The sequence below is a fragment of the Streptomyces sp. SID5469 genome (assembly GCF_009862865.1).
Classification (GTDB): domain Bacteria; phylum Actinomycetota; class Actinomycetes; order Streptomycetales; family Streptomycetaceae; genus Streptomyces; species Streptomyces avermitilis.
This window is the reverse complement of record NZ_WWIN01000001.1, coordinates 919,327-935,782: the sequence shown is the minus strand read 5'-3', so window position 1 is coordinate 935,782 and position 16,456 is coordinate 919,327. Positions and strand designations below refer to the sequence as shown.

Here is a 16,456-nt window from a genome sequence, read left to right as displayed (position 1 = left end):
GGTTGGGTGACGGTGACGTGTGATGGGTACGGCGTCGGATGGGCTGGGTGTGTATGCGGGCCGGGCTGCAGGTCTGGTGGGGACGCAGATTGCCAGTTACCGGGTGGAGCGTGAGATCGGCCGTGGAGGCATGGCCGTTGTGTATTGTGCCCGGGACTTGCGTCTGGATCGTATGGTCGCGTTGAAGCTGCTGGCTCCGGAGATGGCGCGTAATGACATTTTCCGGCGGCGTTTCACGCATGAGTCACGGGTGGCTGCTGCGATTGATCATCCTCATATCGTGCCGATTTTTGAGGCCGGTGAGATGGATGGTGTTCTGTATATCGCGATGCGATATGTATCGGGGCTGGATCTGCGTGCTCTGCTTGACCGGGATGGTCCGTTGCCGGTGGTGACTGCGTTGCGTATCGCTGCTCAGGTGGCGTCGGCTCTTGATGCGGCTCATGAACATGATTTGGTGCACCGGGATGTCAAGCCCGGCAATATTCTGGTTGCTCAGGGAACGGACAGTGATCATCCTGAGCATGTTTATCTCACGGATTTCGGCTTGACGAAGAAGTCGCTGTCGCTGACCGGGTTCACGACGGTGGGTGAATTTGTCGGCACGCTTGATTATGTGGCGCCGGAGCAGATTTCGGGACGTCCGGTGGACGGCAGATGCGATCTGTACAGTCTTGCCTGCGTCGTCTACGAAACCCTTGCGGGTGGGCCGCCTTTCCAGCGGGATGAAGATATAGCGTTGCTGTGGGCGCATCAGTACGACTCCCCGCCTGCTCTGAGCGAGAAGCGGCCGGGGACTCCGCCGGCGATGGACGCCGTTCTGGCGAAGGCGCTGGCGAAGGTTCCCGAGGACCGTTACGGCTCGTGTCTGGAGTTTGTGGCGGCTTTGCGTGTCGCTGCGAGCGGTGCCGTTCAGGGATCGCATCCACAGACCCAGGTGGATGCCGAGGTTCTTGCTGCCGGGCAGCACTCCGGGCCGCCCCCGGAGCCGCCTTTGTGGGCCCGGCCGGTCTTTGGCCGTCCGCGCCGGTGAGGTCCCGTCCGGTCGGGTGAGGCCGCCATGCCCGGATGGCGGCATGTGGCTGTTGCCATTGCCTGCGCGGCTGCTGCTCCCGGCACAGTGGGGCCATGAACGCAGATGACAGGAGCCTTCTGGCCGGGGCACGCGTAGCGACCAGGCTGCCGGCCCAGGACTTGGAGCGGGCGCGGCGCTTCTACCGTGAGCAGCTTGGTCTGGAGCCGGTCGACGAACGGCCTGGTGGGCTGCTGTATCGGTGCTCAGGCGCGGACTTCGTGGTGTTCCAGTCGACGGGCTCCTCGCCCGGCACCTTCACTCAGATGGCGTGGGAAGTCGACGACATCGAGGCAGTCATGACGGAACTCAGACGGCGCGGTGTGGTATTCGAGGAGGTCGACGTGCCCGGGTTTCGAACGAGGGGCCAAGTCGCGGAGATCGAAGGGAACTATCCGAGCAAGGGCGCGCGGGGTGAACGCGGTGCCTGGTTTTGTGACAGTGAGGGGAACATGCTCGGCATCGGCGAGCCGGTCCTTTGACGAGCCGGTGCTTTGAGTAGAGCGAGCCTGGCCCGAGCGGCTCATTGAGCGGGTTCATCGGATTGATCGTCGGGCTGCCAGGTCCGGGGCGGCAGCAGGCATGAGCGTCGTTTCCCGGCCGGATGTGTTCGGCATCTTTCCCTTCGGAGACCCGGCGTGATCGGTGCCCTACCCTCCGGGGTCCCCTGTCCGCACGACGGTGCCCTATCAGCTGCCCTGGCTACGCACTTGCCATCTCAGGAGTAAGCCATTTCGTCGGAGGTCCCGGGCTGGTTGTGGCGGGGTTTCACCGCTCGCTCTTTGAGGCGGGTTGTTTTCTGGCTTGCGGGGTGTGCGGGGTGGTTGCGCACAATGGTGGTGTGGGGGGGGGTTGGTGGTGTGAGTGTGATGGTGTGGGGCTGGTGGTGGGTGGCTGTGTCTCGGCTTGTGCTGCTGGTTTGCCTGTCGGTCGGGTTTCCCGTGTGGGTGGGGTTGTCGGTTGGTCGGCGGGTGTGGTGGCGGGTTTCCCGGTGGCTGTGTGTGGTTGGCCTGTGCGCTGCAGGTCCTGATGCGGGATGTAGAGCTCGTGAGTGTGGAACCGTCGTCGTCTGATCGTTCTTCGGGCGCGTCTGGCCGTTCTTCGGGTCCGTCGTCGTCTGGTGGTTCTTCGGGTCCGTCTGATGGTGGGTCTGGTCATTCCTCGGGTGCGTCGGGTGTTTCTGGGAGGCCGTCGGGTCCTCCGTCGGGTCCGTTGGCGTCTCCTTCTCAGCCGGAGTACGGGCCTCTGCCTCCGGGTGGTGGTGGGGCGTCGGGTGGTGGCGGGGGTGGTGGGCCGTCGGGCGGTGCGGGTGGTGGTGGGGAGGGGCGGGACAGGTGGTGGGAGTCGGTGCCGCGGGTGGCGGTGATCGTCACTGCGGTGGTGGCTGTGGTGGCGCTGGTTGTTGTGTTCACACGATCCGGTGGTACCCCGGATCAACAGCGGGGTGAGGTCTTCCTGCAGTCTGCGGGGAGCAGGGGGGTGGATCCGTTTACGGAGTCGACGGTGCGGGAGGATGCTTCGCCGCCGGTGATGCCTGTGCTGCCTGGTTCGGCGGAGAGTGATGTGTCGCGGAGTGTGGATGGTGATGCTCCGGGTCTGTACGGCGGGACACGTAATGTCGCCAGTTGTGATGTGGGGAAGCAGATCACTGCGCTGAAGGCGGAGCCGTCGAAGAACAGGGCGTTTGCCGCGGCGTTGAACATAGGGCCTTCTGATGTTCCCGACTATCTGCGGGCCCTGACTCCGGTGCATCTCAGAGTGGATACCCGGGTGACCAATCATGGTTACCGCAATGGCTCTGCCACCAGCTATCAAGCTGTGCTGCAGGCGGGCACTGCGGTCCTGGTCGATGACCGTGGTGTGCCGCGGGTGCGCTGTGCGTGCGGGAACCCGCTGACGCCGCCGGCCGAGCAGAAGGGCACGCCCAAGCGGGTGGGTCATGCGTGGCCCGGATACCGGCCCTCGGGTGCTGTCGTTGTCGCGCCTGCGCCCCATGCGGTGAAGAAGTTTGTGGTGGCGGGCCCTGAGAAGGGGGACTGGTTCACCCGGGAGCAGGGCGACGAGCGGGGCACGCACGACAAGAAGACGGCGCCGCCGGTGCAGCGGCCGCCGGAGTCGGGCAGGGAGTCGCAGTCGTCCGAGCCGGGCAAGGAGTCGAAGCCGCCGGAGTCGGAGTCGTCGAAGCCGGACAAGTCGTCGAAGCCGGACAAGGAGTCGAAGTCGTCGAACCCGTCGGAGTCGGGCGGGAAGTCGGAGTCGGAGTCGTCGAAGTCGGACAAGGAGTCGAAGTCCCCGGAGTCGGAGTCGTCGAAGCCGGACAAGTCGTCGAAGCCGGACAAGGAGTCGAAGTCGTCGAAGCCGTCGGAACCGGGTAAGCCGTCCTCGTCGAAGCCGGATAAGGAGTCGAAGCCGGATAAGGAGTCGGATAAGGAGTCGGAGTCGGGGTCGTCTGAGTCGGGCAGGGAGTCGACGCCGTCGGAGGGCACCCCTCCACCGGACTCGGGCGAGCCGTCTTCTCCCGAGTCGGCTTCGGAGGGGTCGTCGGAGCCGGCGCCACCGCCCTCGGCCGGCGAGTCCTCAATGCCCCAGGCGCCGACTCCCGCGGAGCCTTCCTCGCAGGTCGAGCCCGAGACTTCTGCGCCTGAGAGTGTGGCGCCGCAGAATGACGGGTCCGCGCCTGCCGGAACAGGGCAGCAGCAGGACCAGCAGCAGGACCAGCAGCAGGACCAGCAGCAGGATCAGCAACAGCAGGATCAGCAACAGCAGGATCAGCAACAGCAGGACCAGCAGCAACAAGACCAGCAGCAGGATCAGCAACAGCAGTAGGAGCCCGGCCCGGCGGGGTCCTAGGCTGGGCGGTCGGTTCCGGCTGGTGGGGGCTTCGTCTCGCCTCATCATGCCTTTCGCTGACAGATGGGAGACGACAATGCTCTTTCGAGTGAATGTGCGCATAGGGCAGCTCGATCATTTGGGGTGACTCTCGCCGCGAGGCCTTCTGCTGCCGGTCGGGGAGGGAGGAGAGTCCTCCCCGGTGAGCCCTTACCCGGGGAGGGCCACCTGCTCCGATTCATTCTTCGGCAGGGAGAGAACCACGAACGGATCAAGGAAGCTGGTCCTCGGGGCCGCGGTGATGGCCCTCACGATCGGGGCCGCGGTCGCGGTGTCGTCCGCGTCCGCCGAGACGCGGGAGGTGTCTCACGCCGCGGCGGCCCCGACCGCCTGGGCCAAGGTCCGCGCGGACGGTGTGCTCCTGGGCGGGTCGGGCATCTCGGCGATCCGGAAGCTCGGCACCGGCCGCTACGCCCTGGACATCTACGGCAACCTCGCCGACTGCGCCCTTCTGGGCACGATCAATACCAACAACGGCACCGACCCCGGCCCGGGCAGCTCGTCCATCCTGGTCGGCAAGGGGGGCCCAACACGCTCTACATCCGCACCGCGACGCCGTCCGCCGGCGGCAGCGCCGCCGTGGACAGCGACCGGCCGTTCTCGCTCACCGTCGTCTGCTGACACCCTCGTCTGCAAAGCCGGGTGGTCGTCCGCCACCTGCTCAACCGTCTGCTCGGCCAGCTCCACCACTGCGTGATGACGACCCGCCAGAAGTACGACGAAGCGATCGGCTTCGCCCCGCCGGTCCCGCCTCAGCTAGCGACGACCACCGTCGCTGGCCTGGATGTCACGGGTGCCTGTACCCGGCGTCCTGGACGTGGCCGGCACCGAACGTGTCACCGTGAGGGTCGACGAGGTTCACGACCGGCGGTCATGGTCCGCGGATCGGTCACGACCGGGACCGACATGCCGGGATAACCGGCGGTTCAGTGGTTTGCGTTGCGGGGTGGTCGGGGGAGGCGTGGGCGGTCGAACCAGTCTCTGGTGCCGGTTCTGGTGGAGAGGGCTGTGAGGAGTGTGCCCGCTGCGGCGCCGGCGGCCCCCATGGGGTGGTCGGTCAGAAGGGCGATGGTGCCGGCGAGGATGGTGATCCAGCCGACGGCGGCCGCGCCGGTGCGGGTCTTGCTGCTGCCGTGGGTGAATTTCGCCGCGATGGTGAACGAGGCGATGGCGAGTGCCGCAGACACGATTGCGGCGAGGAGCAGGATGCCCAGGACCAGCTCGCCCAGGGCGCCGGTCTCGAGCGTGGCGGCGGCTGCCGTCAGCCATGCGACGGTGGCGGCGTTCACTGTGCCCACGACGACGAGGATGGCGCGAGCGCATCTGGCCGTGCCGGGCATCTGGGTCATGTGCGTTCCTTAGGTCGGGTGGTCGGGAGGGTGCTGGTGGCCGGGGGTGCGGGTTGTGCTGTGCGGGCCGGCCACCGTAGTCGTCCTTGGATCTCGCGCGGGGGCCGCACGAGGCTTGGCTTCGCCCCTGGCGGCGCCGCGGCGCGGTGAGTCGGGCCTGTTGAGTATCAAGCACCCTGCTCAGGGGCGGTGGGCCGGGTGCCGTTGTGGCTTCTTGTGGTGAAGCACGGCAGTTGCCACGAGGGCAGGCTTCCTGTCACCAAGATCAGCGGGTCGGTGGGCCGGACGCGCATGGCGGCCGCGTACGTACAACTGACCGGCCGCGTACACACAACTGACAAGGAGCCGTCACACAAGAACCGGAATGCGCGGCTGGCCGCCGCTGGTTTGCGCTGACATGGCTATAGGAGTAGCGCTCAACGCGACCGACGCCGACAACCAGATCGACGCCACAGTGCGGCTTGCTCACGAGGCCGCAGCGGCGGGGCTGCGGTCCGCCTGGTTCGGGCAGACCTTCGGCGCCGACTCACCTCAGCTCGCGGCGGTCGTGGGGCGGGAAGTGCCCGGTCTGCACGTGGGTACGTCCGCGATCCCTGTGTTCGGCCGCCACCCGCTGCTCGTCTCCAGCCAGGCCCAGACCGCCCAGGCGGCCACGCACGGCCGCTACCATCTCGGACTGGCGCTCGGCACCAAGCTTCTGACTGAGGCGGGTTTCGGCATTCCCTTCGAACGGCCCATCGCGCGCCTGCGTGAATTCCTCACCGCACTACGGCAGTTGACCGAGACCGGCGCCGCCGACTTCCACGGCGAGCTGCTCACCGCGGCTACGCCGATCTCCGCGCGTGTGCCGGGCGCCGAGGGCGGCGTGCCGCTGCTCGTCGCCGCGATGGGCCCGCAGGCGCTGCGTGCCAGTGGTGAGCTGGCGGACGGGATCCTGCCCTATCTGGCCGGCCCGCGTGCCCTGGACGAACACATCGTCCCGGCCGTCACCGCAGCGGCAGAGGCCGCAGGCCGCCCCGCGCCCAGGATCGTCGCGATGGTGCACGGTGTGGTCACTGACGATGCCGACTCCGTACGCGAAAAGGCCGTCGAACAGCTCGCGTTCTACGAGCAGATCCCGTCCTATGCACGGGTCATCGAACTCTCCGGCGGTCAACGGGCTGCCGATGTGTCCGTGATCGGTGACGAGAGGAGGGTTGCCGCCGAGGTGCGGCGCTACCGGGACGCCGGGGCGACGGAGGTGGTGTTCTCGGGCACGGAAATCGCCGGAGACTCCGACCGGCGCCGTACCTGGGCACTCCTTGGAGAGCTGGCGGGTTGAGTGCCGGCGGATGGCGGATGGCGGATGGCGGATGGCGGATGGCCGGTGCCATCATCTCTGCCACTCTTTGCAGTGCTGACAAGCAGCGTGCCGATTCGGTGACTGCTCAGGCCCTGCCGTGGTCCTGGCCATGTGTCCCAGGTTGCTCCCGCCCGGCGGTGCGGGGCCAGGGCGCCACGTCATTCGTCGTCGGGGGCGTCCTGGTCGCGCAGGGGCCGCAGGCCGCCGGGCAGGTCGGGGAGCTGGAGGGAGTACCGGCCGTGCATGGTGATGTGATGCCGTACGAACGCCGAGAGGCGGGCGATGTCCGGTCTTCGCGATCGAGCCGCCCAGCAGCCGGTGCCAGAACGCATCTCGGACTCCAGCTCGGCGGCCCGAGGATCACGGCGCTGAGGTTGATGTCCAAGCTTGCTCTCCGTCCTCTCCTGCTCGGAGGTCTGGCGTGTTGCGGTAACAGGCGTTGCGGTAACAGGCAGGGCAGGCGCTGGTCCAGAACGCGAGGAGTAACAACGGTTCGCGGGCGACCTGGTAGAGGTTCAGGCCGAGGCTGTCCCTACGGCCAGGTAGCGAACGCCGTCTGCGTGACCGCGATGTGATCAGTCGGCCTCGGCGGCGAAGGGGCCGCCGTCGCCGAACGCGAGCCGCGCGAAATTCTCGCCGATGCGGCGGTGTCCCGAGGGATCAGGATGGACCTCGTCGGGCAGCGGGAATTCGGCGTAGTCCTTCTCGCCGTAAAGGTCACGGCCGTCGAGGTAGTGCAGGTTCGGGTCGTCAGCCGTCCGCTGTTCGACGATCCGGGCGAGTTCGTCGCGGATGACGTTGAGCGTCAGGCGCCCGGCGGCGCGTTCGGCAGGATCGCCCGTGGCCTTGAACCGCAGGGTCCCGCCGTCGAAGTCGGGTGCGAGGGGGCCGGGGGTGTCCTCCTGGACCGGGCACAGGATGGGGGACACGACCAGCAGCGGCGTGGTCGGATGCCCCTCGCGGATGGTGTCGAGGAAACCGTGGACTGCGGGGGTGAGGGCGCGCAGGCGCATCGCGTCGGTGTTGACGAGATTGATGCCGATTTTGAGGCTGATCAGGTCCGCGGGGGTGTCCCGCATCGCCCGGGCGGTGAACGGGTCGAGCAGCGCGCTGCCGCCGAACCCCAGGTTGACCAGCTCCACTCCGCCCTGGGCTGCGGCCAGGGCCGGCCAGATGGCGGTCGGGTGGGCGGCGTTCGAGCCGTGGCTGATGGAACTGCCGTGGTGCAGCCACACCCTGCGCCCGCTGTCCGGCGCCGGCTCGACCGGGTCATCGGTGCGCAGGGCGATCAGCTCGGTGATCTCCGTATGCGGAAGCCAGATCTCGATGTCCTTGCCACCCGCCGGCAGATCGGTGAACCGGGCGGTACCGGCGGGCCCTTCACGCAGTTCGGTGGACTGGGTGACCATGTCGACAATCGTGCGGACGTTACCGTCGGCCACCGTGGCCTGGGCAGCGAGTCGGCCGTCCACCAGCAGGTCGTACACGCCGTCCGCCGGGGCCGGGAAACCTCGGTAGACCCGCTTGGTCGGCAGCGTGTCCAGTTCGATGGTGGTGGCCCGGGTGCGGAAGGCCAACCGCACGCCGGAGGGCTGGGCCTCGGCCACGGCCAGTTGGTTGTCAGGGACTGCCGGCGAGCCCTAGCGGGCAGCCGATGCGGCAGCAGGCCCTGCGCGGTCGGTTCCACGTCGAGGAATCCGCGCAGGATGTCCGCGGTGACAGGTGTGGTGATCCAGTCGTGTTGAGTGTTCATTGTCCCAGCCTGTTGATCAAGATTTCCGGATTGTTCAGGTGCGTGAGTGCGTGAGTACCTGCGCGGGCGTGCGGGCGTGGCGGACCGTCTCCGGCGGCGCGGCTCCCGGCGGGTCAGGGCGTGGTCCGGTTACCGACCGCAGCAGAGCGTCGAGGGAATCCAAGACCTCGTCGGCCAGTTCGGTCCCCGGCCGGGTCGGGCGCTCCAGGGGCAGCCCTGCTCGAACCATAACCTCCCTCCGATCTAGCGATAACCATCATGCATTTGCCTAATAGATTTAGGCAAATTAGCCTGCTGCTTATGAAGCCACTGACCGAGCCAGAGATCCGTACCGCGTTCGTGAACTGCACCAAGGGTGAGGCGAAGCGCCTGTCCGTCCCCCGCGACCTGGCCGAACGGCCCTGGGACGACTTGGACTTCCTCGGCTGGCGGGACCCCCAGGCCCCCGACCGGGCCTACCTCGCCACCGAGCGGGACGGACGCCCGGTGGCGCTCGCGTTGCGCTGCCCCAGTGCCACTTCTTGGCAGACGCGGCGCAGCATGTGCTCGATGTGCATGACCACCCACACCGGCGGCGTCTCGCTGATGGTCGCCGCGAAGGCGGGCAAGGCCGGGCAGCAGGGCAACTCCGTGGGCGCCTACATATGCAGCGACCTCGCCTGCTCGCTGTATGTGCGGGGCAAGAAGGATGCGGGCGTCGGTGCGCGGCTTCCCGAGTCGCTCACCTTGGATGAGAAGATCCAGCGGACCGTCGCGAACCTCGCCGCGCTCATTGCCAAGGTCACCGCGTGAAGCAATCAGCCACACAACTGTGCGGCGGTCTGGCTGTGGCGCCGGCGACCGGTCGGCCTCGCCGTCGCGATGGTCCCGGTCGGTCTGCTGTCCAACACCTCGGGCGGGGCGGCGATGGCCGCCGTGTTCACGCTCGCTGTGCACCGGCCTTTTCGCTACGTGGCCTGGATCGGAGGCGTCGACCTCGCGCTGGTCCCGCTGCTCTACTGGCTGCGCTCCTACCCGACCTGCCTTACTCCGGAGTCGTCGCGTTCACCGAGCTGTTCAACGTGTCGATCATCGGCTGGGGCGTGTTCGTCCGTTCCAAACGGATGCTGATGCCGAGCCTCAGGGACCGGGCGCATCGGGGGCCGTCTGACCGTGGGGCCCGACCGATGTCCTGCTCATCTGCCCACCGAGGTGGGAAGGCGATGTCGGGCTAGCGGCGTGCGAGGCCGTCGATCATCAGGGCGAGGGTGAAGTCGAACCGGTCGTGGCTCTCGCCGGCGGTGAGCTCGGCCGCGTAGCGGGTGGTGTGAGGGAAGGTCTCGGCAGGCAGCGCGGCCAGTCGGCGCTGGAGCTCGTCGGTGTCGACGACCCAGTCCGCCTCGTCGTGGACCCTGCGCTGCTTCGCGATGGAGATCTCCAGGCAGTAGGCGGCCACGTACAGCAAGAGGGCGTCGATGGCCCAGGCGGCGGCCTGCGGGGCGACGCCGCCGGCGAGCAGGATCGCCAGCATTCCTTCGCTGACGCGCAGGGTCTCGAGGTCGGTGGGGGCCATGGCGAGCGCGGCGCGGGAGATTCCGGGGTATTTCAGGTACTGGTCGCGTACCTGGGTGCACACGCCGCGGATCTGCTCCCGCCAGGCTGCGGGGTCGGGTTCGGGTAGTACGAGTTCGGCGCACAGTCGCCCGATGAGCAACTCGTCGAGGTCGGCCTTGTTGACCACGTGGGCGTAGAGCGAGGCGGGTCCGGTGTCGAGCGCGCCTGCCAGTCGGCGCATGGTCAGTGCCTCGTATCCCTCTGTGGCGATGACGCCCAGCGCGGTGTCGATGACCTGTTCCACGGTGATCGGGGCCTTGCGCCGCCGCGGCCTGGGGGCTGCTTCGGCCTCGGGGTTCGGCAGCTGGTGGCGCGCCGCGCGTCGCTCTCTCGGGTTCACCCGACCACTATAACTTGACACGAACACCGTTCGTAAATAGAACACTGTTCGTGAACATGAATGTGAACCAGGATGTGGACGTGACCGTGGTCGGCGCCGGGCCGGTGGGCCTCGTGCTCGCCGCGGAGTTGGCGCTCACCGGGGCGACGGTGCAGGTACTCGAGCGACGGGCCGAGCCGGACGAGGCGATGAAGGCGCAGTCGATCAACATGCCGACGGCCGAGGCACTCGACCGCCGCGGCCTGCTGCCTGCCGCCGAAAAGGTGCAGCGAGAGATGCTCGAGCGGGTGGGATCGTTCACCCGCATGGTCGACGACCGGACACCCGGTGAGGGCCGGCGAGCGCCCGACTCGCGGTTCACCGGGCACTTCGCGGGGATGGTCCTCGACGCCGACCTCGTGGACTGGTCCGATCCCGACCTCGCCGCGCACACCGCGGCCGACGGAGCGAGGTTGGTGCCGCAGCGTGAGCTGGAAGAGCTGCTCGCCGACCATGTCGCGCGACTCGGCGTACCGGTGCGTCGCGGAGTGGAGGTCACCACGCTCGAAGACACCGGCGACGGCGTGCTCGTCGGCACTGCCGCCGGCGCCGTGCGCACCGGGTGGCTGGTCGGGTGCGACGGCGGGCACAGCGCCGTGCGCCGCCTCGCGGGCATCGACTTCCCCGGCACCGACCCCGAACTCACCGGACATCTGGCGGTCGTCGACATCGCCGACCCGGAGAAGCTCGCCAACGGATGGGCGTGGTCGACCCGGGGGGCGTACCGCTACGGGCCGCAGCCCGGGCGGGTGGTCACCGTGGAGTTCGACGGCCCTCCCGCAGACCTCCCCCACGCTCGGCTTCGCTCGCGCGGGGGGACCCCCGTGGCGCCGGTCACCCTCGAGGAGTTGCAGACCAGTTTGCGCCGGGTCTCGGGCACCGACGTCACGCTGACCGCGCTGCGCGGTGCCGCGACCCGCTGGACCGACAACGCCCGCCAGGCCGCGACCTACCGGTCGGGGCGGGTGCTGCTGGCCGGCGACGCCGCGCACGTGCACCCGCCGTTCGGCGGTCAGGGGCTCAATCTCGGGGTCGGCGACGCGATGAACCTCGGCTGGAAGCTCGGCGCCGTGGTCGCCGGGTGGGCACCCGAAGGGCTGCTCGACACCTACGACGCCGAACGTCGTCCCCTTGGCGCCTGGGTGCTGGACTGGACGCGGGCCCAGATCGGGGTGCTGCGCGGGGACGCCAAGTCGGCCGCGCTCCGGGAGGTCGTCGGCGATTTGCTGAGCACTCGGGCGGGCACGACCTACGCGGTCAAGAAGATCTCCGGAGTCGACCAGCGCATCGACCTGCTCGGCGACCATCCGCTGGTCGGGCGGTTCGTCCCCGACCTGTGGCTGAGGGACGGCTCCCGTCTGGCCGACCACGGTCACGACGGCGGGTTCCTGCTGCTCGACCGCACTCCGGAAGGCGCGTTCGCCCGCCTCGCCGCGGCCTGGGACGGGCGGGTGAGCAGCGTGACCGACGACCACGCGACGCCGACCGGGGTGTTGGTACGCCCGGACGGGGTGGTCGCCTGGGCCTCCGACACCACCGGCAACGCTGCCGTCACCGGCCTCGAAGCCACCCTGCACCGATGGACCGGCGCGCCGTCGTCCTCACCCGAGCATGAGCCGGTGGGCTGAACTCCTGCCCGTGTCGACCTCAGCCGATGTACTGCCGGATGACGTCGGTCGTTCAAGTGACGGCGAAGCGGTCGGTCAGCACCAGGTGACGTTGTGCTTGCGCTGCGAAGCCCAAGAGGTCCGCCACTCGGCAGCCGGCGGCTCGGTATGAGTCTCAACACCATCCTGCGCTTCTCCCGCGCCACCGGTGCACCCGACGTCAGAACCGCGGCTACTCGACGCCGACGAGGTCCGCCACTTCGAGGAGCCCTTCGGCACGCTGATGCTCGAACTGCCGCCCCGCGAGCCCGGGTTCGTCCTGCCGACGTGGAAGGAGCTGACCGCCGTGGTCGAGGCCGCGCGGGAGCGGGATGCGGGCGTCCACTTCGACGGGACGCGGCTGTGGGAGCGCCCCCGCACTTGGGGCGTCCTCTTGAGTCCAGCAGTACCCGGTGGTGTTGAGCGCGCGCTCCTCGGTCTGGAGCGGGAGCTGCCCCGGCTGCCGGAGTACGTGGCGCACGCGGAGGTGGTCGGGAAGGCGCTCGGGGCGGCAGGGGTGCCCTGGTTCCGGGTGAACCCGGAGGTCCCGCACACCCACCGGTTCCAGGTGTGGCTGTCGTACGACGCGGATGTGCTGGCGGATGTTGCGGTACGGCTTGCCGAGGAGACACGGGTGACTCTGTTCCACCGGTGGTTCCCGGCGCCGAAGCGACCGCCGGGACTGTCGGTCACGGAGGTAGCGGTGGCAGCCGAAGGGCTGGAGTGGACTGAGCGCATTTCTACTCCAGTAGCTTTCACCTGGTGCAGTAGTTTGCCAACGCCGCCTGGAATCAACAGCTGCCGCGTAGCAGAGCAACCGGAGAGTCACCTATGCCCCGAGAGGCGCCGTACCTTGCATTGGCCGACGTGCTGCGTGCACGGATTCTCGCGGGAGAGTGGGGGATAGGGGAGCGCCTGCCGTCTCGGGCAAAGCTCGCCGAGAAGTACGGGGTCGGGCGCAACGTCATGCAGAGGGCCATGGACGGCTTGATCATCGAGGGCCTCCTCGAAGGACGTGCCGGCTCGGGCACCTACGTCTGTATGCCGCGCGAGCGTCTGCGGATGGTCCGTTCGCGGCACCGCGAACGCCGGGGTGGCTCCCCTTCCCGCGCTGCCATGAAGGAGCGCGGCAGGGCCGGTGCCTGGGATTCGCACAGTCAGGCACGGGTGCCCGCTCCTGAGGCAATCCCATTGCTGGCGCTGGGTTCCTCGAACGGTGTACATATATCGCCGCCGTAATCGGCGGGTTGGCGGTGTGGGCCTGCCCCAGATCCAGGTGGCGCCTGGGCATGCCGTGGTGGCTGCCGATGAGAGCAGGGCCGGCGAGATCCACGACGCATCAGGCGCCGAATCAACAGGTTGTGGCCCCAACCTCCCGCGCAGCGGCCAGGTAGGCGAGGACCAGTGGCCGTGTGTCGTCCCGGCCGGCGGCCACCGCCAGTTGGGATGGGGAAATGCCCCGGACCGGCACGGCGATCACCTCGTCCCGGACAACCAGCGAGGCGTTACCGGTGGCCAGCAGCGCCACCCCCTGGCCGCTGGCGACCGCCTCGTGGGTCTCCTCGGCGCTGGCCACCACCCCGCCGATCCGCGGCTGACGACCGTCCCGGGCGTCCAGGGCCAGCCAGTAGTCCCGCAGCGGGCCGGCCTCCGGAGGGAGGGCGAGGAAGGGCTCCTCCAGCAGGTCGGTGAAGTCCACCTTCCCTTCGGGGTCGGACGCGGCCCGCGCCGCCAAGGGGTGTCCGTCCGGCAGCGCGACCAGCCGAGGTTCGCGGGCCACCACCGCATACTGGTATCGGTCATCGTCCGGCAGCGGCAGCCAGACGAAGGCGACGTCGCTGGATCCGTCCGCCAACCCGGCACTGGGATCCGCCCAGTTGACCTGGCGCAGGACGGGCTGCGCGTCCGGATGCCGGGAGACCAGGCGGGTCCGCAGGGCGGGCAGCAGCCCGCGGCCCGGACTGGTGGACATGCCGATCACCAGAGTGCATCGCTCGGCGGTCTTCACCTCCTCTACCGCCGCCTCCGCGGCCTGCCAGGCGGCCAGTACCTCGCGGGCGTGCGGTAACAGGGCTTTCCCCACCGCGGTCAACCGCACTGTCCGCCGGTCCCGTTCGAACAGGACCGCGCCGAGTTGCTTCTCCAGCATCCGTATCTGCTTGCTCAGCGCGGGTTGTGAGATGAACAGGCGCTCGGCGGCGCGGGTGAAGCTCAGTTCCTCGGCGACCGAGGTGAAGTAGCGCAGATCGCGCCCATGGATGTTCATAACTCATGGCTATCACAAAGGGTCTTGGACGCCGCCCTGGTGCCTGCCGAAGGATGGGACCTGTCGACGGGGAGGCCCCGAACGGCAGTTGACGAGGGAGATGACGATGAGCGAGAGCGCCAAGGTCTGGCTGGTCACCGGCGCGAGCAGCGGTTTCGGGCGGGCCATCGCGGAGGCCGCGGTCGCCGCCGGTGACACGGTGATCGGCACGGCTCGGCGGACCGAGGCGCTGGACGACCTGGTCGCCGCGTACCCGGACCGTGCGGAGGCGATCAGCCTGGACGTCACCGACGGCGAGCGGATCGATGTGGTGGCCGCCGACGTCCTGGCCCGTTACGGCAGGGTGGACGTGCTGGTGAACAACGCCGGCCGCACCCAGGTAGGGGCGTTTGAGGAGACCACCGAGCGGGAGCTGCGCGACCTGTTCGAGCTGCATGTGTTTGGCCCCGCGCGGCTGACCCGGGCGCTGCTGCCGCAGATGAGGGAGCGGGGCAGCGGATCGGTCGTGAACATCAGCAGCTTCGGCGGCCAGCTGTCCTTCGCCGGGTTCTCCGCGTACAGCGCGACCAAGGCGGCGCTGGAGCAACTGTCGGAGGGCTTGGCCGATGAGGTGGCGCCCTTCGGCATCAAGGTGCTGATCGTGGAGCCCGGCGCGTTCCGTACCAACCTGTTCGGCAAGGGTGCGGCGTACTTCTCCGAGGAGAACCCGGCGTACGCGGAGAAAGTCGGCCCGACCCGGCAGCTGGTGCAGGGCAGCGACGGCAGTCAGCCCGGCGACCCGGCGAAGGCCGCGGCGGCGATCCGGCTGGCTCTGGACGCCGAGAAGACCCCGCTCCGCCTTGCCCTCGGCGGCGACGCGGTCGACTTCCTGACCGGCCACCTGGACTCCGTGCGGGCCGAGCTCACCGAGTGGGAGAAGGTCTCCCGGGGGACGGACTTCGACACGGAGTGACAGCCGGGCAGGGGGGATCCGGTCTCGACGCATCATGCGGCGAACAGCGCAACGATTGAGGTCGAAGACCGTACCCCCGCCCGCTCACACGCTTCTGACGCAATGGCGGGACCAGCGCATCGCACGTTCGGGCAACAGGCTCCGTACGCCGTGGATCGCGGCAGCAATCCACGGCGGGACACGATGCGCGCGCCATCGACATCGTCCAGCCTGTCCTCCTCACCGCCGGGCACCGTGTCCTCGATCGGCGAGGTCTGGGTGGAGGCCCGCACCTCGGTGCCCAGAACCTTCTGTCCGGGGACCATGCCGCGCAAGTGCGCGGCGTCCGAGGCGCCGAGTTCGATGAGCAGCCGGACGTGGTGCTCCATCAGATGGTGGGCGACGCGAGACGCCGACACCTGGGGGGATGGCTCCTCGCCGGCTTGATCATGGTCCGGCGCCCAGTACTGCAACCGTATTTGCCATGACGGTTGGGCAGTTCGGTCGTTGGTGTGGTTATGGGCGGGGACCTTGCTGATGTCAGGTTGAGGGCGGGTGAACTGACCGCTGTGCGGGACCGGTTACTGCACCGTTTCTGCGGGAGTACCCCGCGGAACTCGGTGCTGGCGTAAATGCAGGGGCTGATCGCGGTTTGTCTACGTACACTGACGGGCATGGCATGCCGCATCAGTGAGCTGGTCATCGACGTCGCCGACCCCGAGCGGCTCGCCGCATTCTGGAGCAAGGTCCTCGGCTACGTCGAACTCGGCCGGGAGGACGACGGAAGCATCCAGATCGGGCCGCCCGACGCCGGCTTCGGCGGCCCGCAGCCCACCCTCGTCCTCAGCGCCAGCAGCGACCCGCGGCCCGGGAAGCTCCCACTGCACATCGACGTCAACGCCACCGACCGCGACCAGGACGCCGAGCTGGAGCGGCTGCTCGCTCTCGGCGCCAGGCCCGCCGACGTCGGCCAGACCGGCGCCGAGAGCTGGCACGTCCTGGCCGACCCAGAAGGCAACGAATTCTGCCTCCTGCGCACCCGGCTCCAGCCCCTCTGACCACGTGCGTCCTGGCGCCAAGCCGCTCGGCCGTTCGAGTGAGGCCGGGGCTTCGCTCGTCGGTGTCAGCGCCCGAGCTCGCGGCGCAGTGTGACGCAGGTCGTGGAGGGTCCGGTTGGCGCCCAGGAGCTCGTCGGCGCGCTTGAACATCATGCGGGCCGCGTCGTACTCCAATGGC

General features: G+C 68.6%; 14 protein-coding genes and 6 pseudogenes. 12 read left to right on the top strand and 8 right to left on the bottom strand.

What is annotated here, in order from left to right; genetic code table 11:
- The first annotated feature begins 22 nt into the window (after positions 1–22).
- The 3 genes and pseudogenes from GTY58_RS04215 to GTY58_RS40395 all read left to right on the top strand — a co-directional run.
- On the top strand, positions 23–1,033 hold the full coding sequence (locus tag GTY58_RS04215) for a serine/threonine-protein kinase (RefSeq protein ID WP_078936700.1): 1,011 nt from the start codon (positions 23–25) through the stop codon (positions 1,031–1,033).
- A 95-nt stretch (positions 1,034–1,128) separates the two neighbouring features.
- The gene (locus GTY58_RS04210) at positions 1,129–1,554 is read left to right on the top strand and encodes a VOC family protein (protein WP_037650627.1); all 426 of its coding nucleotides are present in this window, start codon (positions 1,129–1,131) and stop codon (positions 1,552–1,554) included.
- A 565-nt stretch (positions 1,555–2,119) separates the two neighbouring features.
- Positions 2,120–3,181, top strand: a pseudogene (locus tag GTY58_RS40395) (DUF6777 domain-containing protein); the annotation flags it as partial.
- Between the two features lie 468 nt (positions 3,182–3,649).
- On the opposite strand, the gene GTY58_RS04200 reads toward GTY58_RS40395, so the two are convergent.
- Entirely contained in the window at positions 3,650–3,889 is a 240-nt protein-coding gene (locus GTY58_RS04200) for a hypothetical protein (protein WP_107083221.1), read from the bottom strand.
- 313 nt (positions 3,890–4,202) lie between these two features.
- Between GTY58_RS04200 and GTY58_RS04195 the strand changes: the two genes are divergently transcribed.
- Positions 4,203–4,658, top strand: coding sequence for a hypothetical protein (locus GTY58_RS04195; protein WP_037650621.1), 456 nt, complete (start codon positions 4,203–4,205; stop codon positions 4,656–4,658).
- Positions 4,659–4,887: 229 nt separating this feature from the next.
- Here GTY58_RS04195 and GTY58_RS04190 read toward each other — a convergent pair whose 3' ends face one another.
- The gene (locus GTY58_RS04190; protein WP_010982219.1) at positions 4,888–5,310 is read right to left on the bottom strand and encodes a hypothetical protein; all 423 of its coding nucleotides are present in this window, start codon (positions 5,308–5,310) and stop codon (positions 4,888–4,890) included.
- Positions 5,311–5,707: 397 nt separating this feature from the next.
- Here GTY58_RS04190 and GTY58_RS04185 point away from each other — a divergent pair, with 397 nt between their 5' ends.
- The gene (locus GTY58_RS04185; protein ID WP_010982218.1) at positions 5,708–6,631 is read left to right on the top strand and encodes an LLM class F420-dependent oxidoreductase; all 924 of its coding nucleotides are present in this window, start codon (positions 5,708–5,710) and stop codon (positions 6,629–6,631) included.
- A gap of 179 nt (positions 6,632–6,810) precedes the next feature.
- Here GTY58_RS04185 and GTY58_RS04180 read toward each other — a convergent pair whose 3' ends face one another.
- A complete protein-coding gene (locus GTY58_RS04180) occupies positions 6,811–6,984 on the bottom strand; it encodes a hypothetical protein (protein ID WP_010982217.1) in 174 nt (57 codons plus the stop codon).
- A 243-nt stretch (positions 6,985–7,227) separates the two neighbouring features.
- A pseudogene (locus GTY58_RS04175) lies at positions 7,228–8,405 on the bottom strand (GDSL-type esterase/lipase family protein).
- A 300-nt stretch (positions 8,406–8,705) separates the two neighbouring features.
- Between GTY58_RS04175 and GTY58_RS04170 the strand changes: the two are divergent.
- A complete protein-coding gene (locus tag GTY58_RS04170) occupies positions 8,706–9,197 on the top strand; it encodes an FBP domain-containing protein (protein ID WP_010982215.1) in 492 nt (163 codons plus the stop codon).
- Positions 9,198–9,215: 18 nt separating this feature from the next.
- Positions 9,216–9,556: pseudogene (locus tag GTY58_RS40390) on the top strand (sensor histidine kinase); the annotation flags it as partial.
- A gap of 59 nt (positions 9,557–9,615) precedes the next feature.
- Here the strand turns inward: GTY58_RS40390 and GTY58_RS04165 are convergent.
- Positions 9,616–10,338 carry a TetR/AcrR family transcriptional regulator gene (locus GTY58_RS04165; protein WP_037650618.1) on the bottom strand — a complete coding sequence of 241 codons (723 nt, stop codon included), beginning with the start codon at positions 10,336–10,338 and terminating at the stop codon, positions 9,616–9,618.
- A 56-nt stretch (positions 10,339–10,394) separates the two neighbouring features.
- Between GTY58_RS04165 and GTY58_RS04160 the strand changes: the two genes are divergently transcribed.
- The 3 genes and pseudogenes from GTY58_RS04160 to GTY58_RS04150 all read left to right on the top strand — a co-directional run.
- Positions 10,395–12,005, top strand: a complete 1,611-nt coding sequence (locus GTY58_RS04160) for an FAD-dependent oxidoreductase (RefSeq protein ID WP_037650615.1) — start codon at positions 10,395–10,397, stop codon at positions 12,003–12,005.
- Between the two features lie 187 nt (positions 12,006–12,192).
- Positions 12,193–12,753, top strand: a pseudogene (locus tag GTY58_RS40385) (threonine aldolase); the annotation flags it as partial.
- A 101-nt stretch (positions 12,754–12,854) separates the two neighbouring features.
- Positions 12,855–13,211 (top strand): annotated as a pseudogene (locus GTY58_RS04150) (GntR family transcriptional regulator); the annotation flags it as partial.
- Between the two features lie 163 nt (positions 13,212–13,374).
- Here GTY58_RS04150 and GTY58_RS04145 read toward each other — a convergent pair.
- Positions 13,375–14,289: a LysR family transcriptional regulator gene (locus tag GTY58_RS04145; RefSeq protein WP_010982209.1), complete on the bottom strand. Its 915-nt coding sequence runs from the start codon at positions 14,287–14,289 to the stop codon at positions 13,375–13,377.
- A gap of 106 nt (positions 14,290–14,395) precedes the next feature.
- On the opposite strand from GTY58_RS04145, the gene GTY58_RS04140 reads away from it, so the two are divergent.
- A complete protein-coding gene (locus tag GTY58_RS04140; protein WP_010982208.1) occupies positions 14,396–15,241 on the top strand; it encodes an oxidoreductase in 846 nt (281 codons plus the stop codon).
- A 32-nt stretch (positions 15,242–15,273) separates the two neighbouring features.
- On the opposite strand, the gene GTY58_RS04135 is transcribed toward GTY58_RS04140, so the two are convergent.
- Positions 15,274–15,609 carry a hypothetical protein gene (locus tag GTY58_RS04135; protein WP_137951495.1) on the bottom strand — a complete coding sequence of 112 codons (336 nt, stop codon included), beginning with the start codon at positions 15,607–15,609 and terminating at the stop codon, positions 15,274–15,276.
- A gap of 285 nt (positions 15,610–15,894) precedes the next feature.
- Between GTY58_RS04135 and GTY58_RS04130 the strand changes: the two genes are divergently transcribed.
- On the top strand, positions 15,895–16,278 hold the full coding sequence (locus GTY58_RS04130) for a VOC family protein (RefSeq protein ID WP_010982207.1): 384 nt from the start codon (positions 15,895–15,897) through the stop codon (positions 16,276–16,278).
- Between the two features lie 84 nt (positions 16,279–16,362).
- Here GTY58_RS04130 and GTY58_RS40380 read toward each other — a convergent pair.
- Positions 16,363–16,455 (bottom strand): annotated as a pseudogene (locus tag GTY58_RS40380) (site-specific integrase); the annotation flags it as partial.
- Position 16,456: the final 1 nt, after the last annotated feature.